We start from the raw sequence: 25,899 nt of genomic DNA, 5'->3' as shown, positions 1-25,899 counted from the left end.
TAATTATTAATATATTGTAACATATAAGCTAAAAATTAAATAATCTAGGGATAAAAAATCTAAATAGTATTTGGTATTAGTTTTAAAATTTCATTTAGAGCTTGTGCTCTATGACTAATTTGATTTTTATGTTCAGGTGTGACTTCCGCCAATGTTATTTTGGATTTAGGCAAAATAAATACAGGATCATAGCCAAAACCACCATTACCTTTGCAGCTAGTAGCTATCTCACCTTCTAAAAAACCTTGCGACAGAACTGGTGTTGGATCTAGATGGTGTTTCATATACGCTAGAGAGCATACAAACCGAGCCTTTCTACAGTTACTACTGCTCATATTAGTCAATAATTTTTCAATATTAGCTGTATCGTTGCCATGTTGATTAGAGTATCTTGCTGAATAGATGCCTGGTTGACCATTTAAAGAAAAAACCTCAAGCCCTGAGTCATCAGCAATGGCTGCTAGACCAGTATGTTTAGAACAGTGTCGAGCTTTTAATATAGCATTTTCAATAAAACTAAGTCCAGTTTCAATAGCATCTGGAATATTAAATTCAGTTTGAGGAATGATTTTTATACCTTTATTTTTAAATATTTCGGTAAATTCTTTAATTTTGCCTTTATTACTTGATGCTAAAACTATCTCTTTCATCTATTTAGAAAAGTGTATTTTATTGCTAATAATATATATTAGCAATATTTGTTGTAAATGTTATCATTTTGACATTAAAACTAAGGAGAATGTTTATGAAAATATGTTTTATTGGTGGTGGGAATATGGCAGAAGCTATGGTGGCTGGGATGACTAGTCATGGATATGAGCCAAAAGACATTCTAGTTTTTGATAGGAATGAGGGTAAGTGTAATAATTTAGTTAAAAAATATAACATTGAGATATCTAACAATTTGGATGAGATGGTAAAACAAGCCAATATCCTTATTTTAGCTATTAAGCCTCAAGGTATGGTTGATCTAATTAAAAATATCCGTGGAGTGGTTTCGAGTAATCAAATTATCATTACTGTCGCGGCAGGTATTGAGACTCAGGCATATGAAGAGTTATTTAATAAAAGAATTTCTTTTGTTAGAGCAATTCCTAATACGCCAAGCAGTCTTGGTTTTGGAGCTACTGGGATTTTTTTTAATAAAAATGTGACTGAAGCTAAAAAAAAGTTAATTATAGATATTATGGAGACGATGGGTGAAGTAGCTATTGTTACCAATGAAAAAGAAATTGATGTGATTGCTGCGATAGCTAGCTCTGGTCCAGCATATTACTTCCAATTCATGGAGCATATGATTGATGCTGCTGTTGAGAATGGCTTAGATAGATCTCAAGCAGAAAAAATGGTTGTCCAAACATGTCTTGGTGCTGCTCAAATGGCTTTACATAGTGATAATATTTCTTTTTTAAGAAAAAATATCACTTCTAAAAATGGAATAACACATGAAGCCCTTAGGAGTTTTCAAAAATCAGATCTTAAGAATGTTGTAAGTAAGGCAATTAAAGCTAATATATGTAGAGCTAAGGAGCTGGCTCAAGAATTTACGGATGCTATATAGATATTGACTTTGAAGGCTTTTTTATAATTTAAAATAAACGTTTGTTTTATCTACCTTATACTGTATACTGACCATGAAATATGTATTTTAAATGAAATTAAATTTTAAGAAATAGGTGTAGGTGAAGACATATGAGATTACTATTAGCAGAGGATGATCTTAATTTAGGTGAAGGTTTATTGGAAGTACTTCAGAAAGAAGGTTTTAATGTCAACTTGGTTTCTGATGGTGAGGCCGCACAGACTTTTATTGAATCAGGTCTGTATGATATAATAATATTAGATATTGGTTTGCCAATTAAAACTGGACTCGAAGTACTTAGAAATGTAAGAAATAGAGGAATTAAGATTCCAATACTTCTATTGACAGCTAGAGATGGCCTAGAAGATAGAATCAAAGGTCTTGATCTTGGTGCAGATGATTATTTGACTAAGCCTTTTGAACTTAAAGAGTTAGTTGCTAGAATTAAGGCGATTTCTCGTAGAATAGATACTAGATCTGGTAAGAGTGTTAATGAAGAAATTAGATTTGGTGATTATAGCTTTAATCCAAGCTCAGAAACAGTTACTAAAGAGGGTGTTATTATTCCAGTTTCTAAAAAAGAGCTAGCATTATTGGCAATATTAGTACAAAATGCAGGCAGAGTAGTTCCTAAATCGCAACTTTTGGAAGAAGTATATTCTACAGATAAAGAGATGGATACTAATACTTTAGAAGTGCACATGCATAACTTAAGAAAGAAGATTAACGTGACTAATTTTATTCAAACTATTAGAGGCGTTGGTTATTTTGTACAAAAGGACAAGGTGATTAAGTAATAATTCATGAATGTTGTAAGCTATCTTATGAGTTTAGGTTTTACCTTCTGGCTTTTATTTTTAACTATAGCTAGTGGTGTGATATACATTGTAGACTTTTTGTTTTTTCAAAAAACAAGATTAGAACCATATGCAGAAAGTTTGAAAGGGCTTAATAAGAAACAAAAGCGTCAATTTTATAAGGATAATGGTTTAAAGGCTCCATTGATTGCAGATCAAGCAAGGTCTTTATTTAGCGTTTTCCTTATTGTCTTTTTTTTAAGAACTTTTTTTGTTGGTAATTTTTTAATACCCACTGCATCAATGACTCCGACATTACCTGTTGGAGATTTTATTTTTGTCAATAAAACAGCATATGGAATAAGATCTCCATTTAGTAATCAGACAGTTATAAAAGTTGGTGAGCCTAAGCGTGGTGATATAGTAGTATTTCATTATCCTGTTAACCCTGATGTTGATTTTGTTAAAAGAATTGTTGGATTGCCAGGGGATGTAATAAGTTATAAAAACAAGATGCTATCTATAAATGGTAAACCACTTGAATATACAGATTGCAATAGAGATGCTATGAATTATTATAATCAGGCTTTAGCTAATGGCGGCGGCGATACTGTTTGTACAGAAAATCTAGATGGTGTCAAGCATCAAATAGACTGGATAGAAGCTATACATGGTAATGATTTTGAGAACCTCAAAGTTCCACCAGGGCATTATTTTGTAATGGGTGATAATCGTGATAATAGTGAAGATAGTCGTTATTGGGGTTTTGTTCCAGAAAAAAACTTAGTAGGTAAGGCAAAAATTGTTTGGCTAAGTTGGGATAAGATAGCTATGAGAGTTCGTTGGAGTGAAATAGGGAAGGTTTTTTAGTAAATGATTCCTGAATATTCTAAATTTTATAAAATTATTAATTATAGTTTTAAAGATCAAACATTTTTGCTTAGAGCTTTAACTCATCGTAGTAAAACTAAAAAGAACTACGAAAGATTAGAGTTTTTGGGTGATTCAATACTTGGTTTTGTTATCGCAGAATTGCTATATATTAAGTTTCCAGATCTAGCAGAGGGTAAGCTTTCACAAATTAGATCAAAACTTGTTAAAGGTGCAACTCTGGCTAAATTAGCTCTAAACCTAAAGCTTGATGAATATATAATTCTTGGGGCTAGTGAAAAAGGTGGGGGTCATAAGCGAGAGAAAGTGCTTGAGGATGTTTTTGAGGCTATTATTGGAGCTATTTATTTGGATAGTGATTTTGCAACAGTTAAGAAAGTTATTTTAAGTTGGTATGAGTCAGCAATAGCAAATATCAGTTTAGATAATATAAAAATTAAAGATAATAAATCAAAACTTCAAGAAATTTTATTACAAAATACTTTAAGCTTACCTGAGTATAGTATCGAGAAAGTGTTAGGCAAAGATCATGAGCAAATATTTACGATAGTTGTTGTATCAAGAGATCTTAATTTACAGGTTAGAGCTCAAGGAGCATCACGGAGAAAGGCAGAACAAAAAGCTGCTGGAGAAATGATAGAAATATTATCAACACAAGGGTTACATGAAAAAAAATAGACTGAATTTAAATGGTATAGTAGTCATTAATAAAGTAAAAGGTCTTAGTTCAAACAAAGTTTTACAACAATTAAAATATTTATTTAATGCTCAAAAAGCAGGACACACAGGTACTTTAGATCCTATGGCAACTGGTGTACTTCCTATCTGCTTTGGTAGGGCAACTAAGATAGCTCAATATTTGCTTGATTCTGATAAGGAATATATAGCTACAATTAAGCTAGGGATTGAAACTGATAGTGGTGATGCAGAAGGTAATGTTATATCAGAGAATAACAATATTCCTGTATTATCAAAAATATTAATTGAAAATGTTTTAGCGCAATTTCGTGGTGAGATATCTCAAATTCCACCAATGTATTCGGCACTTAAATATAAAGGTCAACCTTTATATAAACTTGCTCGAGAAGGTAAAACTGTTGAAATAAAATCGCGTAATATCAAAGTATATGAATTAGAGTATTTGGATAATTCAAAAGATACTTTACAAATTAAAGTTAAGTGTTCAAAAGGTACTTATATCCGTAGTTTAGCTATTGATATAGGTAAGGAATTAGAGTGTGGTGCGCACTTGATAGAATTGCAGAGAACACAAAGCGGTCCATTTAAGCTTGAACAAGCTTATAGCTTAGAAGAGTTAAAAGATTTAAGTTTTGAAGAAAAAGTTGCTAGTATAGCTAATATAGAGAGTGTATTTATTGATAAACCAATATACTCTCTTGAAGAAAATGAAAAAGACGATTTATACAAAAGAGGGCTCTTAGCAAATAAACCACATCTAGATAAGACAGTTAGACTTTATGATAATAATGAATTTGTTGCTATAGCAGAGTTTGATAAAGGTAAATTAATTAATAAAAAATTTTTTGATCAGGATATATTGATAAGTGAGTAAATACAACATACAAAACGATCCAAATAAGGATCTAGAAGCACAAAAATATGAAAACCCTATACCTAGCAGGGAAGTAATACTAAAATATATAAAAGATACAAAACTACCTGTAAGTATTGAGAATATTGCAACAGCTTTAGAAATTTTTAAAAAAAGTCTTTTTGAAGGGTTAATTAATCGTTTAGGAGCAATGGTAAGAGATGGGCAGCTAGATAAAGATAAATCATATTTTAGCTTACCTAATATGAATCCCATATATATAACCTCTAAAGTTACTTCAGATAGAGATTCTAGGTTAGAGTTATTTAGTCATACATTAAATATTAAAGTAGGAATTTTACCTTTTCAATCAAGAATGGTTATGATAGGTGATGAAGTTACTGCTAAAGTACTCGGCATAAATAAGAAAGGTCGAATCGAAGCCGAAGTTAAATCTATAGTTTCAAGGGCTCAGAAGATTGTAACAGGATATTATTATAAGAGCTTTGATTGTCATTTTATAAGGCCTATAAGCAAAAATCTGTCAAATGATATTGTATTATTGCCTCCAAAACAAAAGATAGAACATGACTCTTTAGTAGAAGTTGAGCTAGTTATACCTCCAAGTATAAGTAGCTCTGCTGTTGCTAGATTTAAGCAAGAGGTTGAAGCTGTTTCTCCAGTTAAAGAAGCTATGATGATGGCTTCTAAAAAATATGATTTAGTAGAACAGTGGAGTAAGAAAGCTCTTAAATATGTAGAAAATATTTCTGAAGATGTAACTGTTGGTAGTAGGGTTGATTTACGACATATGCCTTTTGTTACTATCGATGGTGAAGATGCAAAAGATTTTGATGATGCCGTATTTGGACAAAAGACTAAAAGCGGTGGTTGGAAACTATATGTTGCAATAGCAGATGTTTCAAATTATGTTGAGAAAGATTCAGCTTTAGATTTAGATGCGAAGCGTCGATCAACTTCAGTTTATTTTCCAGGTTATGTGATACCAATGTTACCAGAGAAGTTATCAAATGGTTTATGTTCACTTAGACCAGAAGAAGATAGATATTCACTTGTCTGTGAGATGAATATTAGTAAAACTGGAAAACTTTCAAGATATAAGTTTTATTCAGCGGTTATTAATTCGAAGGCTAGGCTTACATATACAGAGGTTGCTAAGCTTTTGGAGAAAAAGCAAAATATAATAACAGAAAAAACTCCAGTATTAATACCAAATATCTTTGATTTATATGATCTATATAAGGTATTACATCAAGCCAGATTAGAAAGGGGTGCTATAGATTTTGATACTATTGAAACTCAAATTATTTTGGATGAACATAATCATATCAACTCTATTGTGCCTAGACATCGAAATGATGCCCATAGACTTATAGAAGAATGTATGCTTGTAGCTAATGTCGCGGCAGCTAAGTTCATGATTAAGAATAAAAAAATCTCACCATTTAGAGTTCATAGTGAACCTAAAGAAGATCGAATAGAGACATTGAAAAAATATTTATCAAGACATGGTATACACATATCATATGGTAAAGATGGTAAGGTTACACCGAAAGCTTTAGCTGAAATGCTTCAAAGCATAAAAGATCGTACTGATTATGAAGATGTTCAGATGATGACTCTTCGTAGTATGAATCAAGCAATCTATAGTATAAATAATGATGGCCATTTTGGTTTAGCATATAAAGAATATACGCATTTTACTTCTCCTATTCGTAGGTATCCTGATTTAATAGTTCATAGACTTATAAAATCAATAATAGGGGAATATAAGCATGGAGGGGTAGACTATAAACCATCAGAATTAGCTAATATTTGTGATAATGCTTCAGAACTAGAACGTAATGCCGATGGCGCATCTAAACAGGTTGAGAGCTGGTTGAAATGTTACTTTATGCAAGATTATATTGGTCATGTTTTAGAGGCTCAAATCAAACATGTAAATGGAATAGGACTGTTTGCAGAGCTTAAAGATATGTATATAGAGGGCCTAATCCATGTATCAGCTATACCAGGAGATTATTATATATATGATGAAACTAAAGATATATTGATAGGTAAAAGAACTAATAAAGTATATAAAATAGGTCAAGATATCACAGTTAGGGTAGTTCGAGCTGATATGGATAATATCCATATAGATTTTGAATTATATGACCCAAATAAGCCTTTGAATGAAAATACTCTAGATAAAGAATCAAAAAAACCTAGAAAAAATAAAAAACCTAAAAATAAAAGATTTAGAAATAGAAAAAAAGCTAAAGATAGTTCTAAAGAAATTTAGATGAATAAGTTAGATTTAAATACGCCTAGGCAATTTTACATTTGCTAATGTATTAATTTAGTTTTTTATAATTTATTGAGATTAGTTTATGAAAATGTATCTAAAACCAGTTTATTCTATAATTTGCCCCTTAATGCTTGAAAAATTAACTTAGTAAGGCTTAACTTATACTATATTTTTTATACTTGTATACAAGCTTGAATATAAGGGGATAGTGTGAAGAGAGTTTTATTAATAATGTTAGGTGTAACAATAATTACAAATGTATATGCTGAGAATTTTACAATGTATGTTAAGCCTGATACTAAATCAAATAAACTAGGCCAAGTTGATAATCAAAATCCTCAGTATCAAACAATCTTCCTAAAAGATGATTGGGTAGAAATAGTAAATAGGGAGGATGGTAAGGTTGGTTGGGTTAAACAAAATTCTATAGAAAAAAATAGTTTAGTTATTCAAAAAGGTCCTATTGAACAAGGGATGATTTTTTTTCAAAAAAAACAAAAATTAATTAATACACATTTTGACCAAATGCTATTAAAAATAGATCAAAATGTTGACCAATTACAAACCAAATTAGACCCATCCATAGGTGAAAATCTTATATAGGTGTAGGTTTATCATAGGATTAGATGAGAATGCACAAGTAGAAAAACTGAAATTTATAATCAAGGTGTACATCATAAACTATTTCAAAATGCTTATATTTAGGTTAGTATTTAATTGAATAAACCGATAAACAAAGGGGTAAGTTATGTATGAAGAAGAATTTTTGTCAGAGAAGTTACAGCATTTTTCACTATTAGATATAGCTTTGGTTAAAGTAGTTTATTTTCTAGTAGGGTTATTGATAGCTACTAACTATTTTGTTTTAACCACAGTGAGTTGGATATTTTATTTAGTGATGCTTTTGATAGCAATATTTCCAATAGTTATACATTTGTTTTCATTTGAGGGAACATATACAGAGAAAGCTCGTAAGTATTTAGAAACGAATAAACCCTCTTACCAAGTACTCTTGTTTTTTAGTATGTTCTTTTTTGCATGTATGATTGTAGTATTAATACCGGTGTTTATTTTAGTACCTTGGTATGTTTACGCCATATTAATAGTTATTTTTGCTATTAAGCCAATGCGTTCTAATATGTTTTGGTAGATTTCTAAGTTATCTATTAGTTTCTAGATAAATTTTGCTATTTTTTTTATAAATTGCATTCTAGTATTGTTCTCATAAGACTGAAAAAATCTAATAACATTTTTTGGAGTCTTAACCTCTGTTGCAAAACTTTGCATTGATAATGTCGAGCAAAACAAGGCTGTAGATATTAGTATTTTATTAAATTTCGCATATTATATTACTTATAATAGTAACAAAAAATATACGTGTAGGATTATAAAACATAAAATTATTCATATTTGCTTCAAATATTTTATTTAACTGTAGAATGCTTATCTAATAAATCAAATGCAGAATAATAAGTTAAGCCTGAATGATAACTGAGACCTATCTCACAAGTTCTACTATTAGAAATACCACATATGCAATCTTTAACCTCTTCTTTTAGTCCTGATAATGCTGAAGCATTTAGTTCAGGAAGCGTAAAACCTTTATCTCCAGCAAATCCACAACATGTAACACTTTCTGGGAGTATTACATCATTAGATAATGCCTTAGCTATTGCTAACATATATTCTTGATTTCCAGCTTTTTTATATATAGTTAATCTGATAATATTGTGCTAAAGACGTGAGTAATAGCATCAGATAAATTATCAAAAGAATTATTTACTTTTCTTAAAATTCTTTTAAAATTGGCCCAAATTTTTTCTATAGGATTTAAATCAGGAGAATAAGCAGGAAGGTATAGTATCTGTATATCCAGTATACTCTAGCGGTGCTATAATCTTCTTTTCTAAATAGTTATAACCAGCAACTATACTTTTTCTCTGAGTTTGATAAGCAATAACTTCACCATAGCTAGGTTTACCAACAAGAGACCATCCTCTTAGTACAGACTGTTTATTATCCATACCCATTTCATCTAAATATACAAGTTTGTTAGGTTCAATAGTCTCAACAACCTCTATAAAACTTTGCCTATCTTGTTCTTTTCTTTGCTTATATTTAGGTGTCTTTTTTTAAAACTAAAACCAAGTCTGGTAAGACAATCATAAAATGTGCTTCTAGGTATTTCAGGAGCTAATGCTTCTCTAATATCTAAAGCCATTGCATCTGGATATGTTCTTAAGTAGCTTTCTATCGCTTCCTTATCTGTAAAGGTTGCTACTCTACCGCAACCCAAGCCTTGCTTAGATTTATAATCACCAGTTGTCTCGTATAAGTTTATCCAAGATCTAGTAGTACGGATATCTATATTAAAAAAATTACTTAGCTCTTTGTCTGTTAGGCCTTCTTTATATTTGGTTATTACGATATCTCTGAAATCTTGGCTATATGATGACATTTTTTCTAAATATTATAACATTATTGTCAAATAACTATCGGATTAACTATATATGCAAAACACAGAAATTCATCGATAATTATTTGTTTATTATCTAGTTTTATTCTTAGTTCATCAAGAAAAGTGTTAATATTATAATCCATATCTAAATAATCCCTTTTTATAAAAAAATGCATAAATAGATTAAGTTTTTAAGTTTATTTATTATAAATTTAAATACTTATCAAAAAAAATTTTTATTTCTTTACGTAATTCTCTTCCTTCAGGGATATCAGGGCTAGCTAAATACTGGCAATGAGACATTGCCTCAAAGACATGTAATTGTGCATCAACGCCATTTTGCCTAAGTTTTCTATGTGTTTTTATAGTTGCACTTAAAAGCATATCTCTAGTTCCAGTTGCTAAAATGGTTGGTGGGAAATCTTTTAAAGAACCATAATAAGGTGATATTCCTTTGTCTTTTATATCAATGCCATTTGCATACATTTTGGCAACCTTACCCATATATTCATCATAAGAAACTAAAACATTATCAACCCATTCATTAACATTAACTGAATCTGTATCTCTAGATAAATCAGCAGCAGGACTTCCTAAAAATAAAGCACTTGGCTTGGCTATTTTTTGAGCATTTATTTTTTCAATGAAGGCCATAATCATTCCTGCTCCCGAAGAGCTTCCTGCCATGGCTATATTTTTATGGTTTTTTTGTTTTATAACCTCGTGCCAAACTGTTATTAAATCATTAAGCCCATAAGGATATGGATATTTTGGAAGCTGTTTATAATCAATACATAAAATTTCATAATCAAAAATAGTTGCTAATAATACTGATTCTAGAGTAGATGCTATACCTGTGTAATTTATATAACCTCCACCGTGAACCCCTATAATTAGCTTATCGTTGCTTTTTAAATTTTTGGGTAAAATTTTATAACAATTAACTCCGCCAATGGTTATGTTTTTTATAGTTATATTATTATGTTTTGCAATATTTAAAGACAGTTCCGCCATAGCATCATCATGAGAGGTGATATAGTTAATCCGATAGTTATTTGACAATAATGTTATAATATTTAGAAAAAATGTCATCATATAGCCAAGATTTCAGAGATATCGTAATAACTAAATATAAAGAAGGCCTAACAGACAAAGAGCTAAGTAATTTTTTTAATATAGATATCCGTACTACTAGATCTTGGATAAACTTATACGAGACAACTGGTGATTATAAATCTAAGCAAGGCTTGGGTTGCGGTAGAGTAGCAACCTTTACAGATAAGGAAGCGATAGAAAGCTACTTAAGAACATATCCAGATGCAATGGCTTTAGATATTAGAGAAGCATTAGCTCCTGAAATACCTAGAAGCACATTTTATGATTGTCTTAACAGACTTGGTTTTAGTTTTAAAAAAAGACACCTAAATATAAGCAAAGAAAAGAACAAGATAGGCAAAGTTTTATAGAGGTTGTTGAGACTATTGAACCTAACAAACTTGTATATTTAGATGAAATGGGTATGGATAATAAACAGTCTGTACTAAGAGGATGGTCTCTTGTTGGTAAACCTAGCTATGGTGAAGTTATTGCTTATCAAACTCAGAGAAAAAGTATAGTTGCTGGTTATAACTATTTAGAAAAGAAGATTATAGCACCGCTAGAGTATACTGGATATACAGATACTCAAATTTTTAATCAGTGGTTTGAAGAGCATTTATGTCCTGAGTTAATTCCAAAGACTACTGTTGTTATGGATAATGCTAGTTTTCATAAGTCTCCTAAATTGGCTAAAATAGCAGAGAAGTTTGATATACAGATACTATACCTTCCTGCTTATTCTCCTGATTTAAATCCTATAGAAAAAATTTGGGCCAATTTTAAAAGAATTTTAAGAAAAGTAAATAATTCTTTTGATAATTTATCTGATGCTATTACTCACGTCTTTAGCACAATATTATCAGATTAACTATATTGTTTCTTGGAAGAGCTTCTATTGTTTTTTTAAGCTCTTGACTTATATCGGTTGGCGTTTTTAGAAATTTTTCAGGGATGTGCTTTAACTTAATTTCTTTATCTTTAACTATAGTATCTTCCATATATTTTCCCTTTTTTAAATATAGTTTCATACATAATCATCTTGCATAAAATAAATATATAAATCAATGCTATTTAAACTTTAAGATTGAGGCATTTCCTATCTAATTTTAGTAGTTGTATATACTTTATAATTTTTTATAAAAAATTATAATAAGTAAATTATGGGTGAGTCACCTAAGTAATTTACAACGTATTATCAATAACATTTTTAATTATTTTTGTTATAATCGCTATTATGACTAGTTTTTAAGTTTTTTCATGAAAAAAAGAATTTTATTTGCGACTATATCGGTAGGTGTGTTATTAACCCTTAATTCATGTAGCAAAACAACTGTTGCATATGAGGATGCTAATGGTGTTGATACAACATCTATAAACTTTAGTTCTACAGATTTGCAAGCTATTACTAATAAAATGGCTGATGACATGCTTAATTCACGTGCAGTTAAAAAAATTACAGCGATGGATACACCAACATTATTTTTTAGTAATATTCGTAATGAGACTAGTGAACATATTAATACAACTATGCTTTCAAATACTGTGCAAACTCAAATTATAAAATCTGGATTATTTCAAGTAACAGATATGTCACAGATTAAAAATATTCGTGAGCAACTTGGATATCAAGCAAATAGTGGAATGGTAGATCAAAGTACAGCAACTAAGATTGGTCAGCAGATTGGGGCTAGATATATGGTTTATGGTTCTATTCAAGATATTGATAATACAAATGTAGATAAAGATAAAAGGTCTAAGTTCTTCTTAGCAACATTAAAAATGATGGATTTGAAAACAGGCTTAGTAATATGGCAAGATGATAAGCAAATTCGAAAGTCTCAAACTAAGTCAACTTTTGGTTGGTAGTCTGGCAATTTATATTATAAATATAGGAGATATCTATATGAGAAAGAAAATTTTAACTTCATTAATTGCTTCATCATTTTTGATGAGTTCAGCATTCGCAGTAGTAGAAGATGCAGCAGATAATGTAACCACAAATAAAGAACAATCAAAAATTGACATGGGAACGGATGTTACTAGTTTAAATAATGCGATCTCATCTGAATCTAAAGTAGTTCAACAGACAGCAGCAGATAAAAGGTCAGCAGAAGAGATACTTAATGATGTTATCGAAGGCTATATTAATGAAAATGATCTTAGGGATAAGTATGACTATGTTGGCTCATCAATTGCAACAGCGTCATTTAATCAGACTAATTCAAATTATGTAGATAGTGCTCAGCTTGCTTTTGAGAAAACTTTGATAAAAGCTCAAGCTGAATATATATCGTTTATTTCAGCTAATACTAAAGTTGAAAAGAGCTTAAGTGTTGACAGTACACAAGGCACTAAAGCAAATGAGATTAATACTGATGCTGATAAACCTAAAGAGGGTTCACAAGCGGCTATTGATGCTAAGGAAAAAGCGTTAGAAGAGTCAAAACTTAATGAAAAATTAAAAGATCAAGGCTTAAATCCTAACGACTATGTAACTCCAGAAGAAAAGAAAAAAGCATTATTAAGTCAGCAAATGACTATAAAAAGTTTAACTACTGGTTTTGGTAATTTATCAGGGTTACTCCCTATTAAAACATTTGTGGTTGAAAAAAACGGTAATGCAGCAATTGGGGTTGTGGTAATTTATTCTGATAAGATTAAAGGCATGTTTGAAGATATTAAACATGGTAATGAACCAGTAATTATTGGTAAAGGTGGTAAGTCCACATCTGATTTATATAAAGATAAATCAGGAGAAGATATGATGGGAGATTATGGTATTCGTGTTGGATTTGGGGAGGATAATAAGCCATATATTTTATCTTACGGTCAAGGCTCATATAATGGACCAAATATCCAAGGAGTTTCATCTGGAGATTATGGTTATAAGCAAGCAGCTATTATGGCACGAGCAAACCTTGTTACATTGATTGCAGGTCAAATGTCTACAAAAGAAGCTTTGACAATGTCAGAAAATATTTCAAGTACATTAGCTAAGAATACTAAAACAGAGCAAACTCGAAGGATTGATTCAACAGACATTGAAAAAACATTATCTAATTATTATCAAACAAAGGCTAATCTGGATATAGTCGGGTTGAAGACAGTTAAGAGATGGCGTTATAAGTTACCTAGTACTGAAAATACTGTTTATGGGGTAGTCCTTAAATGGGATCCTAAGCAAGTTGCAACTGCAAACAAAATTAAGAATTTTAATTATGACGAGTACCGTAAGCAACATACTAAAAAACAAGTGGCTGGTGAAAGTTCATTAGATGGAAAAACCATTATCAGACAAAGTAATGATAATGAATATTTAAATCAATTCTAGGGTTTTGTATGCAAAGAACCATAATATTTTTAGTGTTGCTGCTTATGTCTTTAGATATAGTAGTAGCCCAAGAAAATAAATTAGTTAAGTACAATATAAGCTCAGGTAGTAGTACTAAATATAAAAGTGTTGATGAGCGTAATAAACTAGATATGTTTAAAGTAGTAATTTTACCTTTTAATGTGGCAGAAGCTACAGTTGATAAGAATATTGATTCTGTACAATTCCAGCGGGGGTTGAATCAAGGTATAATGGCACAGTTTACTCAATCACGAAAATTCAGAGTTTCTAATCGTGATATTAATGACCAAATAGCTTATGATAAAGAAGTTAAACGAATTATAAACTCAGATAGTGATAATGAAAAAAATAAATTAAATAAGAAAATAGGTGCGGATTTTATCTTAACTGGCGATATTTTGAGCTTAACAATAAATAAAAAGAAAACTTCATATTATGGTGAAAATTTTACTAGTTGGAATGTTTCAGCAAGTGTTGCATATCGGATACTTGAACTAGCAACTATGGAAGTTAAATGGTCTAATGTTGTTACATTTAAAGTACCAACAAATATAGCTAATGAGTATCTTGACTCAGATAACGCCAATTATTTACTAATTATGAATTATCTTGAGCAACAAATAGCTAAAACTGTTTCAAATCAGGTGATTGGGGCAATCTATCCATTACAGGTATTAAAAATTGATGATGGAGATATCTATTTTAATCAAGGGGGAAATAGAGTCTCCATAGGTAGTATTTATGAAGTCCGTAAAAAAGGAGGCATAACAGTTGATGAAACTACAGGTCAGCATCTGGTATTAGACTCTGAAGTTTTAGCAAAGGTTAGGATTACTGATGTTATGCCTAAATATTCTGTGGGAATCGTTATAGATGGTAGTTTGAGTAAGATTCAGAAAAATTCACGCGCCTATCTAACTAAATAAAATAAGTAATATGAAAAATTTTAGAACTATATATATATGTTTAATATGTACTATTATAACTAGCTGTGCAACTTTTAGTGGTAGCCATCCTAGCAAAGTTGATAATGCTAAACAAGCTATCGAAACATCAGATCCCAAACCTGTTGAAGCACAATTTTTGAAAACTTTTGACGAAGATGGTGTTAATTCATCGATAGGATATTTGGAAACGGGACGTTTTGAACAGTTAATAGGTAATACCAAACTATCTTTGCAAAAATATACTAAGGCTACTGACTATGTGTCTAAATCAAAAGCAGAAGCAAAAATTAGGGTCAGAAATATATTAAAAAATACGCAAGCAACTCTTTTAAGTGATAAAGAACGCTATTATTATATATCAGATTATGAAATAACTTTTTTATATGCCTATCAAGCTCTCAATTATTTAAAACTTTGTGATTTGGAAAATGCAGCCGTAAGTATACGTAATCTTTCATATGCACAATATGCGACTTTCCAAGCAAAAGATTTAGCTATTCAAGCCCGTAATAATGAATATGATCAATTAAACCATGTTAATCATAATCAAATAGAATCTACTATAAGTAATTCAAAGCATTATAGGCAGTTAACAACTATAGCGGATAGTGTAAAAAATTCTTATGAAAATGCTTTTGGTTACTATCTTGAAGCAATTATATATCAGTCTTATGATACTGATTTAAATAATGCTAATTTATCTATGAATAACGCTCTAAGAGTTGTACCAAATAATTCTTATGTCAAGCGAGATTATCGACAAATTAAAGATGCCTTTGATAGGGGGGGACATGTTTATGGCCCTGGTCAAGGAAAACTTGTCTTAATCTATGAAAATAGTTGGGTTGAGCCAATTAGTAAATTTGATATTCCAATAGTTATTTTTCTTCAGCAGGCGGGTGTGCAAAAAATTTCATTACCTTATTATAAGCCATATAAATTAGGAAGCAGAGCTGAGGTTAAGGTTTTAAAAGATAAGAAGTTAATTGATAAAGCTAGGACAGCTTTATTGGTAGATACAACCGCAATGGCTGCTAAATCCTTATCAGATCGATACTCAGCAATTGTAACTAGAGAAGTTTTACGTTTAGTCACAAAAACTGCCATTTCAGTGGCTGCAATCCGATCATCTGGAGATTATGCAGCATTAACTGCAATTGGAACTTCAGTTTATAGTTTAATAACTACGCAAGCAGATCAAAGAAGTTGGAATCTTTTACCGCAAAATATTGATTTGTATTCTAAAACTCTCGATCAAGGTCGTTACACATTAAAAATTAATAATCATTTAGAAACTATAAATATTGAGCCACAGCAAGTAACATTAGTTTGGATAACTAAAGAAAAAAGTAATGAAAAAACTTTATTAAACGAAGTATTGTGGTAAACCATGTAATTTAACTTTAAAAATCAGAACATATATTGGAAATATAGCACTCTGATGTATATAGTCTACTATTATTAAAATTTTAAAAATTATCTTTATGAAAAGTAATCATATCATTGCAAATACTGTGGTTATGGTAGAGCCTAAGTATTTTTGCTTCAACCAAGAAACCTCTGTTAATAATGCTTTTCAATATAAATTAGATATCGTAGATACTGAGCTCCAAACAAAAGTTATGAGTGAGTTTAACATAATGGTAAAAAAGCTAAAATCAAATGATATAGGAGTTATAGTTTTAAACTCAAATCCAGATACTCCAGATGCTGTTTTTCCAAACAATTGGTTTTCTACGCATATAATAAATAATCAGCATTATGTTTTTTTGTATCCGATGTACACAAAAAATCGTCGTAAAGAAGTTCAGCTCAATAATTTGATTGAGAATTTACAAAAAATCACTGGAAAGGATTATAAGGTTTTAGATTTTCGTAGAGACTACTCAGAAGCACTCGAAGGAACAGGGGTTTTTATATTTGATCATGAATATAAAATTGCTTATATGTCATTATCACCAAGAGCAAATATGGATTTAGCTAAAGAAGTATGTAATAAGCTAGGATATAAATTAGTAGCTTTTACAGGGTATGATAAAAAAGGACCTATTTATCATACGAATGTAATGTTAAGTATAGGTGAGCATTTAGCAATAATTTGCCTTGAGTCTATAAAATCAGCAGCAGAACGAGAGTTAGTGGTAAATAACTTACAGCAGTCAAATAAAGAAATAGTTGATATATCATTAGAGCAACTATATCAAATGTGTGGCAATGTTTTAGAAGTTAAAAATAAAAATAATAAAAGTTTTTTGATTTTATCAGAGTCAGCCTTTAGAGGTTTTTCTCAAGATCAGTTGCAATTAATTAATAAAAATGTAACGTGTTTACCTTGCGATATTAAGACTATAGAGACAGTTGGAGGTGGTAGCACTAGATGCATGTTAGCAGAAATTTTTTATTAACTAGTTAATAACTACATTAAATTTAGCTATTTAGCTAGAAAGTGTTTTATGGGATTATTTTTCTTATATTTGCAGTGTTTATGATTTATATTTTGTATAATTGCTTGGATAGTATTTACGTTATAAATATTTGGAAGATATTGCACATTTAAACTAAAATAATAAAAACTAATAAAAAAATTTATGGAGGTAAATATGAGAATTTTATCCGTTCAAGATATTGCAAAGATAGTTAAAGAACACAGTTTTGATAGTTTTATTAAAGATCTTGTTGAATATACAAAAGAAGACTTTATTAGATGGAATAAGTTTGATAAGTCACCACGTTATGCGGCACATGTTCCTGGTGGAGTGCTAGAGCTAATGCCAACTGCTGATGATAAGTTTTTTACATATAAGTGTGTAAATGGACATCCAGCTAATCCTTTTGATGGTAAACAAACAGTAGTTGCAACTGGACAGCTAAATGAAATCAAGCATGGTTATCCAATGCTGATTTCTGAGATGACTGTATTAACAGCATTAAGAACAGCTGCAGCAACTGTATTAGCAGGAGATTATTTAGCGCGAAAAAATAGTAAAACTATAGCATTAATTGGAACTGGTGCACAAAGTGAATTTCAAACTTTGGCACATAGATTGATACGACCTATTGAGACAGTTAAATATTTTGATATAGATTCTGCAGCGATGAAAAAGTATGCTAATAATATGAAGGATGTTGATCTTAACTTTATCGCTTGTGAAAGTGCTAAGGATGCATGTAAAGGAGCTGATATTATAATTGTATGTACAGCTTGTAAGCTTCATGCAACCGTTATCGAAAATGACTGGGTAAAAGAAGGTGTTCACATAAGTGGCTTAGGAGGAGATTGCCCTGGTAAGACTGAGCTAGATATGAATATCTTATTTAGAGGTAAGGTGGTTGTTGAGTATAAAGAACAATCTATGATTGAAGGTGAGATTCAAAATCTATCACCACAAGAGGTTGATCAAGTACTCCATGCGGAAGTTTGGGAGATTTTATCAGGTAAGAAAAAGGGTCGTGAGAATGACCAAGAAATTACTATCTATGATTCGGTAGGTTTTGCTATAGAAGATTTTTCTGTGTTACGTTTAACATTAGATCTAGCTGAAAAATATAATATTGGTAATCAAATAGATATGATTCCAGCAATTAAAGATCCTAAAAATTTATTTTCTGCTATTTAAGGTTTTTATATTCCTATTTATAAGTTAGGATATTGAGATTGAATTGTTTTAATAGTTAATTATGAATCTTATAATAAATTTTCTAGGAACTGGTGATGAAGCAATTTTTAATTTAAATGAAGAAAGAGAGTATTGGAGTACTTCTAGTGCAGAGAGGTGTGTGGGCTGTGATAAAGCTGTATGGGTAGGCTCACGGCATCATTGTAGAATTTGTGGAGAAGGACATTTTTGTGATAGTTGTGCTCCGAAAAATCCTGCTTTAGGTGCAAGGGTATGTATAAGTTGTGAAAAAGTAGAGGAAGACAGTTCAGAAGGCTACCTTGATGAAAATAATCTTGCAGCTAACACAATTTTATTAACAATTAACGGTTGCCATAAAAGTGATTCGGGAGGTTACATTGGAGAAATTTCTCCTGATTTAGATTTAGTTTGTAATAAATTGATTCGTTTATTTGGCGGTATTGTTAAAAGACAGTTTTGTACGAATATAAGTAAAATTAGAAAAATTCTTGGTAATGCATATGGTGGATGTATAATAGCTCGACAAGATATAGAAGAGAATGTAGTTGAATCTTATTCTTTTAAAGATATTGACAATATTGTTTTAACTGGATTTAGTCGTGGCGCAGTAAGCTGCTTTGCATTTGCAAAGCAATTATACCTTCATCAGTTTCAATTTCCAGTTTATATATTTGCAAACCAACCAGTTCCTGGTAATTCAATGAGTACATTTCGCTCTGTAGTTAGTCACTATAGTGATTTAGGTAGATTTAGAAATATTAAATATTGCTATATTGCTATAGGAGCTTATGATAAAAAGGCTAATAACTGGTTTCATAACACTTTTTTTAAACAAATGATTCCCAAGTTTCATCATGAAACTGAAGTGGTAATAGAAAAATTTCCTTTTAAAGATCATTTTATAAGTATAAATAATATTAATAGTAAAATTGAGAAATATTTTTATTATCTGCTAATAACAGAATTTAATATAGAGGTAATTAATTATGATATCTCTGAGTATAGAAATGCTCTGACAAGTATCTCTAATTATTTTGGTAAGAAATATTATTTCACGAATCATGAGCTAGATTTATTTATAGCTCCAGGCGCAAGAGATTACGAAATTATTCAGAGGGATGATTTATTGGAGATCGATGGAAGAGATCAGTTTGTAGATATTATGAGAAATCTTAAATATGACAAAAAAGATTGGTTTACTCAGGATGATAGAGAGATATGTGCATCTAATCATTGTTCATATAAGGTTAGTCGAGGACATAGGCATCATTGTAGAGTTTGTGGTGGTGGTTACTTTTGTGATTATTGTGCACCCCAAAGACGTTACTTTAATAATCAGCGAATTTGCCGTGATTGCTATAATTGAGCTTTATAAAAATACTACAGCTTTTAAACAAAAACTCGTTTATAATTTCTCTTATTTGATAAATAATTTTTGATATGCATTCTAATAATTTACTTCTAATGACTGATAGCTATAAGCATTCACATCCTTTTCAATACCCAAATGATACAAGCTATCTTCATTTTTATCTTGAGAGTCGAGGGAGTACAGATATAAACTTAGGAGCATATACTAAATTTTTTGGCTTACAATATTATGTCAAAAAATATCTTTCTCAGCCTATATCACAGCAGATGGTAGATGAAGCTGAAGCTGTACTTAAATCCCATGGATTAACATTTTATCGAAAAGGCTTTGAGAAAATTCTTAAAAAATATGATGGTTATTTGCCTGTTAGGGTAAGAGCAGTAAAAGAAGGTAGTTTAATACCGCTGCATAATGTTTTAATGACAATCGAAAGTACGGATGAGGAATTATTTTGGTTACCTGGATTATTAGAGACTTTACTTCTAAAGGTATGGTACCCAACAACAGTTGCAACTATCAGTTATAATATTAAAAAGGTTATAAAAGAATATCTTGTAGAGACAGCAGATACCCTTGATAAACTTGATTTTATGTTACATGATTTTGGTTATAGAGGGGTTTCTTCTGAGGAAACAGCAGGTATTGGTGGAGCTGCACACTTAACTAATTTTTTAGGGACAGATACGTTAGCTGCCCTTGAAGTTTGTAAGAAATTCTATAATGAAGAAATGGCGGGATTTTCAATACCAGCTAGTGAGCATTCTACTATTACTAGCTGGGGAATAGGGTCACAAAGTGAGCGTGAAGCCTTTGAAAATATGATTGAAACATTTGGGAATAGTAGTGATTTATATGCTTGTGTTTCTGATAGTTGGGATTTTAAAAAAGCTATACAAACGTGGATTGATTTAAAAGATAAGGTCACAGCTAAAAAAGCAAACTTAATAATTAGACCTGATTCTGGAGATGCAGTTGAGAATATAATTTATGCTCTTGAAAAACTTGATAAAGGTTATGGGAGTCGATTAAATTCAAAAGGGTATAAAGTTTTAGATAGGGTTGCTCTAATTCAAGGCGATGGTGTTAGTATAAATCTAGCTAAGAAAGTTTTAATAGCTATGAAAGATAAAGGTTTTTCTGCTGAGAATATTGCTTTTGGTATGGGAGGAGCATTACTACAAGGCAATCATGAATCATCTATTAATAGAGATAGTTTTAAATTTGCTATTAAGTGTTCAGCAATTAAACGTGATGGTGTAATCAAAGGGGTGAAAAAAGAGCCAATTACAGACCTTTCTAAAAAATCAAAGCAAGGCCGTCTTGATTTAGTAAGAGATAAGAATGGAAATTATCAAACAATAACTCTTGATGATAGTTATAATTTAGGAGAATATCATTCAGATAGCCAACTTGAGACATATTATGAAAATGGTAAGGTATTATTTGAACAAAGTTTATCGCAGTTAAGAAAGCATACTAAGTAAGATATCTGCTATTTAGTTAAACTTTGGTTTTAGAAACCAAAGTACCTATATCATAGCTAGCAATATTTTTTTTCTTAGCATGTGATTCTTCTAGAAGTGCAAAATCAGCATCAGCATAAGCACATAGCTCACCATTTTCATTATAGATATCGACTTTTATCCAGACGGTGGTGTGCCCTTTACGAATAATTGTGGTTTTGAAGATGTGAGATATGTTACTATAAGTTGGTTTGAGATATTTAATATTTAAATTTCGAGTCATACAAAATGATTTTGTAGCATTAAGAACATGCTTACCTAGTATATCATCGCATATAAGGGCTATTATTCCACCATGAATTACTTTTTCCCAACCAACATGATTTGGTAAACATTTGAATTTTGTATAGAAATGTTCTTTTATCTCATAAAGTGGTAGTTTAATACCAATTGGATTTTTACTAGCCTCACTGAAGCAAGTATAATCCCATGGAAATTCTATCGGTTTGTAGTTATCTAAATTTATCATTATAAAATTACTCTAAAGTTTAACAGGCTTCAATTATACCAGCAGCGCCCATACCTGAGCCAATGCACATTGTAATCATGGCATATTTTTTGCCAGTGCGGCGTAGCCCATGTAGAGCTTTAACTGTCAGAATAGTTCCAGTTGCACCTAGGGGGTGACCAAGAGCAATAGCTCCTCCACATGGGTTTACTTTGTCTTGATCTAATTTTAGATCATTAATAACTGCTAATGATTGTGCAGCAAAAGCTTCGTTGAGTTCAATCCAGTCAATCTCATTTATATCTAGGTGAGTTTGTTTGAGTACTTTAGGTATAGCTTCTATAGGTCCTATACCCATTATACGTGGATCAACGCCAGCAACCGCAAAACCTAAGAATTTACCTAGAGGCTTTAGATTGTGCTTTTTTAGATAAGATTCACTTACAAGTATTACAGCACCTGCACCATCAGATATTTGCGAGCTATTACCAGCAGTTACGGAACCTTTTGTAGCAAAAGTAGGTTTTAATCTAGATAATGCTTCTAATGAAGTATCTTCTCTTGCTCCTTCATCTTTTGAGATGGTTTCTTTATGATTTATAATTTTATTTAATTTTTCATTGGGAAGATGATGATCGACATCGATAGCTAGTATTTCATTGTTGAAATAACCATTTTTAATGGCAAATACTGCTTTTTGATGACTTTTAAGTGCGAAGGAATCTTGCTCTTCTCTAGAGATATTCCAATCATTTGCAACGTTCTCAGCTGTAATTCCCATGCCATATGCAATAGCAACATTCTCATCTTTAGTAAAAACTTCTTTAGAGAAGGAAATATTGTTGCCGCCCATAGGAATCATACTCATACTCTCAATACCAGCCCCGATAGCAACATTCATATTACCTTGAGAAATTTCATTTGCTGCAATAGCAATAGATTGTAGGCCAGAACTACAGTAACGATTAATAGTAAAAGCAGGAATTTTATTTGGTAAACCAGCAAGTAAAGTTGATATTCTTGCAATATTTAGACCTTGCTCAGCTTCAGGCATAGCACATCCAACGACGATATCATCTATATCCTCTGGTTTAATATTTGATTCGGCAACGGTCTGTTTGAGAACATCTGCAAGCAATTCATCTGGACGTTTTTTTGCAAAACCACCTTTTTTAGCTTTTGTAACAGCAGAGCGTTTTGCAGCTACAATATAAACATTTTCACTCATATTATGCTCCTTATTAATTTCTTAGTGGTTTGCCAGTTTCCAGCATATGTTTCATTCGAGCTTCTGTTTTTTTAGAAGATGCTAGTTCAATAAAATTAGCTAGTTCTTTCTCTAATAACCAGTCTTCAGATACTTTTGTATCTTTTTCAATTTCTCCACCACACATGACATCTGCTAGATTTGTCGCAATTTTATAGTCATGCTCAGATATTTGATTACCGTCACGCATATTTACAAGTAGTGCTTTGATTGTGGCTATACCCGTTTCACCAAACACTTTAATCTTTTGTTTAAGTGGTGGGCGATATTGACAAAATGCAAGCAGTTGAGCTTTCTTAAGAGCCACGGAGAGCACTTCTTTACTATTCATTACAACTATGTCTGTATCTCGTAGAAAGCCCATTTCTTTTGCCTCATAACCACTTTTAGCAACTTGTGCTAAAGCAAGGTTTTTGTAGCGTTTTTCAAGATCTTTCCAACGGTTTTGTGCATTATTTGCACGCTGAGCCATTTCTTTAGAACCTCCCCATCCTGGGATGATTCCAACTCCTGCTTCCACTAAGCCAATATAGCTTTCATGTGCTACAACAGCTCCATCGCAATGTAGTATGGTTTCACATCCACCACCAAAAGCAAAACCTTTAACAGCAGCAATTATAGGTATTCTGCTATAACGTAATTTTTTGGAAATTATGTGATGGCCTTTACGAATAACTTCTTCTATAGCAGTCTTACCATTCATGGTAAATTTGATACCAAACTCCTCAAGGTTTGCTCCTACTGAGAAAATATCCTGTTGTTGCCAAATTACAATTGCTTCAAGGTTTTCTTCAGCATAATCTATAGCATTAGATATACCGTCTAATACATCATCACCTATTGAGCACATCTTGCTCTTAAATGATAAAATACCCACATTTTCGTAGCTAGTGATTAACCATAATTTAACTCCATCATTTTCATAAAGTATTTTAGTCTCTATCCTTGGAGTATGTTCAATCACAGAATCTGGAAATAATTGGCGTTTGTAAACATCTAAATTATTGCGAGCAATAAGCTCATTGTCATTGTAATTAAACTCTTTATTATCTGAATATACGCCCATAGTTAAATTATCAATCCAGCTAGGTAAAGAGGTTCTAGATATGGTTTTACCTGTGGAAATATCTTTTTTTAACCAGTTGGATACTTTTTGCCAACCAGCTAACTGCCAGATTTCAAAAATACCTTGCTTCCAACCAAATCCCCAGCGAATGGCTAAGTCCATATCTTTAGGGTAGTTTGAAATATCTCCAACTAAATTAGCGGCATATATGAACATTTCTCTAAATATGCTCCATAGGAAGTATGCTTGTTGGTTATCACTATTACGTAAAGCCTCTAGTTTCTTTGCCCAGTCCTTCTCGTTTAGTATTTCTAAGACTTCATTATCAGCTTTTTTGTTTGATGGTCGATATTCTTTAGTATCTAAGTCTAAAACCTTAATTCCATCAATTTGTTTTATATAAATCCCTTTTTTGGTTTTTTGACCTAGTGAACCTTCATCGATTAAAAATTGAATCCAATTGGGTGTTTGGTAGAGCTTTTCCCAACCATCTGTAAGGTTATTTTTCATTGTTTCAACAACATGTGACAATATATCAAGGCCAACAAGGTCAGCAGTACGATATGTAGCGCTTTTAGCTCGTCCAAGTTTTTTGCCTGTGAGTTCATCAACAATTTCAAGCGGTATATTCATTTGCTGAGTATAGTAGCAAGTTACCAACATCGAAAATACACCTAAGCGATTAGCGATAAAATTTGGAGTATCCTTTGCTCTAATTATGCTTTTACCAAGTTTTTCAACTAAGAAAGTTTCTAATTTATCTAGATTTTCTTCTTTTGTATTAGAGTGTGGAATTAGTTCGACTAAAGGCATATAACGGGGTGGATTAAAAAAATGTATACCACAGAAATTAATTTTTAGGTCTTCCGGTAAAAAATCAGCTAGTTTAGTAATACTAAGCCCAGATGTGTTAGATGCTAATATAGCATTTGGTTCAATATACCTAGCTATTTTATTATATAAATCTTCCTTAATATCTAGCCGCTCAACCACAGCTTCAATTATCAAATCACAATCTTTTAAATAATCTAAATTATCTTCATAGTTTGCAGCAGTGATATATTCAATAGATTCTTGTGAGCTAAATGGAGCAGGATTCATTTTAGTAAGATTTTCTAATGATTTTTTGATGATACTATTTGGATTGTTTTCATTTGTTTTTAAATCAAATAAGATTACGGGAAATCGAGCGTTAGCAAAATGTGCAGCAATTTGTGCTCCCATTGTTCCTGCGCCTAGTACTGCTATTTTATCAATATTTTGGCGCTGAGATTGACGTTTTATAGGTTCTATGTTTTTGATGATACTTGTGTTGAAAGGTGTATCATCTTCAGGTAGATACTCATCACCAAATACTTTTAAATAACCGCGCATAGCATCTTCTTTTGATATACCTTTAATAGCATCCCATGCTATCCATTTTGCTCGTTCAACCATTTTTATTGCTGATGGCTTCTTAGAGATGTTGTCACCTTCTTTAGCTTGCTTATAAAAAGCATATAGCTTAAGTTTTTGGCTGTTATCTGGTTTAAAATTAATAGTAGCATCACGAACTGCTATAAGCATTTCTTCAAATTTTTGTTCTAGTTTAGACATT

24 protein-coding genes and 1 pseudogene are annotated in these 25,899 nt (G+C 31.3%); 17 read left to right on the top strand and 8 right to left on the bottom strand.

Going from position 1 to position 25,899, the window contains the following annotated elements; genetic code table 11:
- Positions 1 to 59: 59 nt before the first annotated feature.
- Positions 60 to 650 (bottom strand): RdgB/HAM1 family non-canonical purine NTP pyrophosphatase, encoded by a 591-nt coding sequence (gene rdgB, locus ACR0PV_RS08100; RefSeq protein ID WP_488172602.1) that lies wholly within the window; start codon positions 648 to 650, stop codon positions 60 to 62.
- A gap of 95 nt (positions 651 to 745) precedes the next feature.
- Between rdgB and proC the strand changes: the two genes are divergently transcribed.
- From proC to ACR0PV_RS08060, 8 genes are all read left to right on the top strand, one after another.
- Entirely contained in the window at positions 746 to 1,561 is an 816-nt protein-coding gene (proC, locus tag ACR0PV_RS08095; protein WP_488172601.1) for a pyrroline-5-carboxylate reductase, read from the top strand.
- Between the two features lie 131 nt (positions 1,562 to 1,692).
- A complete protein-coding gene (locus ACR0PV_RS08090; protein WP_488172600.1) occupies positions 1,693 to 2,379 on the top strand; it encodes a response regulator transcription factor in 687 nt (228 codons plus the stop codon).
- Between the two features lie 6 nt (positions 2,380 to 2,385).
- Entirely contained in the window at positions 2,386 to 3,249 is an 864-nt protein-coding gene (lepB, locus tag ACR0PV_RS08085; RefSeq protein WP_488172599.1) for a signal peptidase I, read from the top strand.
- A 3-nt stretch (positions 3,250 to 3,252) separates the two neighbouring features.
- Positions 3,253 to 3,948 carry a ribonuclease III gene (gene rnc / locus ACR0PV_RS08080; protein ID WP_488172598.1) on the top strand — a complete coding sequence of 232 codons (696 nt, stop codon included), beginning with the start codon at positions 3,253 to 3,255 and terminating at the stop codon, positions 3,946 to 3,948.
- Entirely contained in the window at positions 3,935 to 4,843 is a 909-nt protein-coding gene (gene truB / locus ACR0PV_RS08075) for a tRNA pseudouridine(55) synthase TruB (RefSeq protein ID WP_488172597.1), read from the top strand. Before rnc ends, truB begins: the two co-directional genes overlap by 14 nt.
- Positions 4,836 to 7,127 carry a ribonuclease R gene (rnr, locus tag ACR0PV_RS08070; RefSeq protein ID WP_488172596.1) on the top strand — a complete coding sequence of 764 codons (2,292 nt, stop codon included), beginning with the start codon at positions 4,836 to 4,838 and terminating at the stop codon, positions 7,125 to 7,127. Before truB ends, rnr begins: the two co-directional genes overlap by 8 nt.
- Before the next feature lie 216 nt (positions 7,128 to 7,343).
- Positions 7,344 to 7,736 (top strand): hypothetical protein, encoded by a 393-nt coding sequence (locus ACR0PV_RS08065; protein WP_488172595.1) that lies wholly within the window; start codon positions 7,344 to 7,346, stop codon positions 7,734 to 7,736.
- A 145-nt stretch (positions 7,737 to 7,881) separates the two neighbouring features.
- On the top strand, positions 7,882 to 8,283 hold the full coding sequence (locus ACR0PV_RS08060) for a hypothetical protein (protein WP_488172594.1): 402 nt from the start codon (positions 7,882 to 7,884) through the stop codon (positions 8,281 to 8,283).
- Between the two features lie 274 nt (positions 8,284 to 8,557).
- On the opposite strand, the gene ACR0PV_RS08055 is transcribed toward ACR0PV_RS08060, so the two are convergent.
- The 3 genes and pseudogenes from ACR0PV_RS08055 to ACR0PV_RS08045 form a co-directional block, all read right to left on the bottom strand.
- Positions 8,558 to 8,815 (bottom strand): hypothetical protein, encoded by a 258-nt coding sequence (locus ACR0PV_RS08055; protein WP_488172593.1) that lies wholly within the window; start codon positions 8,813 to 8,815, stop codon positions 8,558 to 8,560.
- 32 nt (positions 8,816 to 8,847) lie between these two features.
- Positions 8,848 to 9,591 (bottom strand): annotated as a pseudogene (locus ACR0PV_RS08050) (transposase).
- A 204-nt stretch (positions 9,592 to 9,795) separates the two neighbouring features.
- Complete coding sequence (locus ACR0PV_RS08045; RefSeq protein WP_488172592.1) at positions 9,796 to 10,686, bottom strand: alpha/beta hydrolase fold domain-containing protein; 891 nt, start codon at positions 10,684 to 10,686, stop codon at positions 9,796 to 9,798.
- On the opposite strand from ACR0PV_RS08045, the gene ACR0PV_RS08040 reads away from it, so the two are divergent.
- A protein-coding gene (locus ACR0PV_RS08040) for an IS630 family transposase (RefSeq protein ID WP_488172591.1) occupies positions 10,677 to 11,557 on the top strand; the annotation gives its coding sequence in 2 pieces (ribosomal slippage) (positions 10,677 to 11,001 and positions 11,001 to 11,557; 882 coding nt in all). The genes ACR0PV_RS08045 and ACR0PV_RS08040 overlap by 10 nt on opposite strands.
- Here ACR0PV_RS08040 and ACR0PV_RS08035 read toward each other — a convergent pair.
- Positions 11,535 to 11,687: a hypothetical protein gene (locus tag ACR0PV_RS08035; RefSeq protein ID WP_488172590.1), complete on the bottom strand. Its 153-nt coding sequence runs from the start codon at positions 11,685 to 11,687 to the stop codon at positions 11,535 to 11,537. The two genes, ACR0PV_RS08040 and ACR0PV_RS08035, sit on opposite strands and share 23 nt — an antisense overlap.
- A 259-nt stretch (positions 11,688 to 11,946) precedes the next feature.
- Between ACR0PV_RS08035 and lpoB the strand changes: the two genes are divergently transcribed.
- From lpoB to ACR0PV_RS07995, 8 genes are all read left to right on the top strand, one after another.
- Positions 11,947 to 12,555 (top strand): penicillin-binding protein activator LpoB, encoded by a 609-nt coding sequence (lpoB, locus tag ACR0PV_RS08030; RefSeq protein WP_488172589.1) that lies wholly within the window; start codon positions 11,947 to 11,949, stop codon positions 12,553 to 12,555.
- Positions 12,556 to 12,592: 37 nt separating this feature from the next.
- Positions 12,593 to 14,020, top strand: a complete 1,428-nt coding sequence (locus tag ACR0PV_RS08025) for a DUF6844 domain-containing protein (RefSeq protein ID WP_488172588.1) — start codon at positions 12,593 to 12,595, stop codon at positions 14,018 to 14,020.
- Positions 14,021 to 14,028: 8 nt separating this feature from the next.
- Positions 14,029 to 14,967, top strand: a complete 939-nt coding sequence (locus ACR0PV_RS08020) for a penicillin-binding protein activator LpoB (protein ID WP_488172587.1) — start codon at positions 14,029 to 14,031, stop codon at positions 14,965 to 14,967.
- 10 nt (positions 14,968 to 14,977) lie between these two features.
- Positions 14,978 to 16,375, top strand: coding sequence for a COG3014 family protein (locus ACR0PV_RS08015; protein ID WP_488172586.1), 1,398 nt, complete (start codon positions 14,978 to 14,980; stop codon positions 16,373 to 16,375).
- 97 nt (positions 16,376 to 16,472) lie between these two features.
- Positions 16,473 to 17,393: an arginine deiminase-related protein gene (locus ACR0PV_RS08010; protein WP_488172585.1), complete on the top strand. Its 921-nt coding sequence runs from the start codon at positions 16,473 to 16,475 to the stop codon at positions 17,391 to 17,393.
- A gap of 195 nt (positions 17,394 to 17,588) precedes the next feature.
- Positions 17,589 to 18,605, top strand: coding sequence for an ornithine cyclodeaminase (locus ACR0PV_RS08005; protein ID WP_488172584.1), 1,017 nt, complete (start codon positions 17,589 to 17,591; stop codon positions 18,603 to 18,605).
- A gap of 61 nt (positions 18,606 to 18,666) precedes the next feature.
- Positions 18,667 to 19,992 carry a PHD finger domain-containing protein gene (locus ACR0PV_RS08000; RefSeq protein ID WP_488172583.1) on the top strand — a complete coding sequence of 442 codons (1,326 nt, stop codon included), beginning with the start codon at positions 18,667 to 18,669 and terminating at the stop codon, positions 19,990 to 19,992.
- A 74-nt stretch (positions 19,993 to 20,066) separates the two neighbouring features.
- Positions 20,067 to 21,482: a nicotinate phosphoribosyltransferase gene (locus ACR0PV_RS07995; RefSeq protein WP_488172582.1), complete on the top strand. Its 1,416-nt coding sequence runs from the start codon at positions 20,067 to 20,069 to the stop codon at positions 21,480 to 21,482.
- Positions 21,483 to 21,498: 16 nt separating this feature from the next.
- Here the strand turns inward: ACR0PV_RS07995 and ACR0PV_RS07990 are convergent, their stop codons facing one another.
- Genes ACR0PV_RS07990 through ACR0PV_RS07980 form a run of 3 tightly spaced genes read right to left on the bottom strand, consistent with a single transcriptional unit; the run spans position 21,499 to position 25,898 of the window.
- Complete coding sequence (locus tag ACR0PV_RS07990) at positions 21,499 to 21,990, bottom strand: PaaI family thioesterase (RefSeq protein ID WP_488172581.1); 492 nt, start codon at positions 21,988 to 21,990, stop codon at positions 21,499 to 21,501.
- A 19-nt stretch (positions 21,991 to 22,009) separates the two neighbouring features.
- Positions 22,010 to 23,197: an acetyl-CoA C-acyltransferase gene (locus tag ACR0PV_RS07985; protein WP_488172580.1), complete on the bottom strand. Its 1,188-nt coding sequence runs from the start codon at positions 23,195 to 23,197 to the stop codon at positions 22,010 to 22,012.
- Positions 23,198 to 23,210: 13 nt separating this feature from the next.
- Positions 23,211 to 25,898, bottom strand: a complete 2,688-nt coding sequence (locus ACR0PV_RS07980) for an acyl-CoA-binding protein (protein WP_488172579.1) — start codon at positions 25,896 to 25,898, stop codon at positions 23,211 to 23,213.
- Position 25,899: the final 1 nt, after the last annotated feature.

The organism is Francisella sp. AG1, from assembly GCF_057683165.1.
Note: the sequence above shows the minus strand (reverse complement) of the source record. Positions and strands in the feature narration are given on the sequence as shown.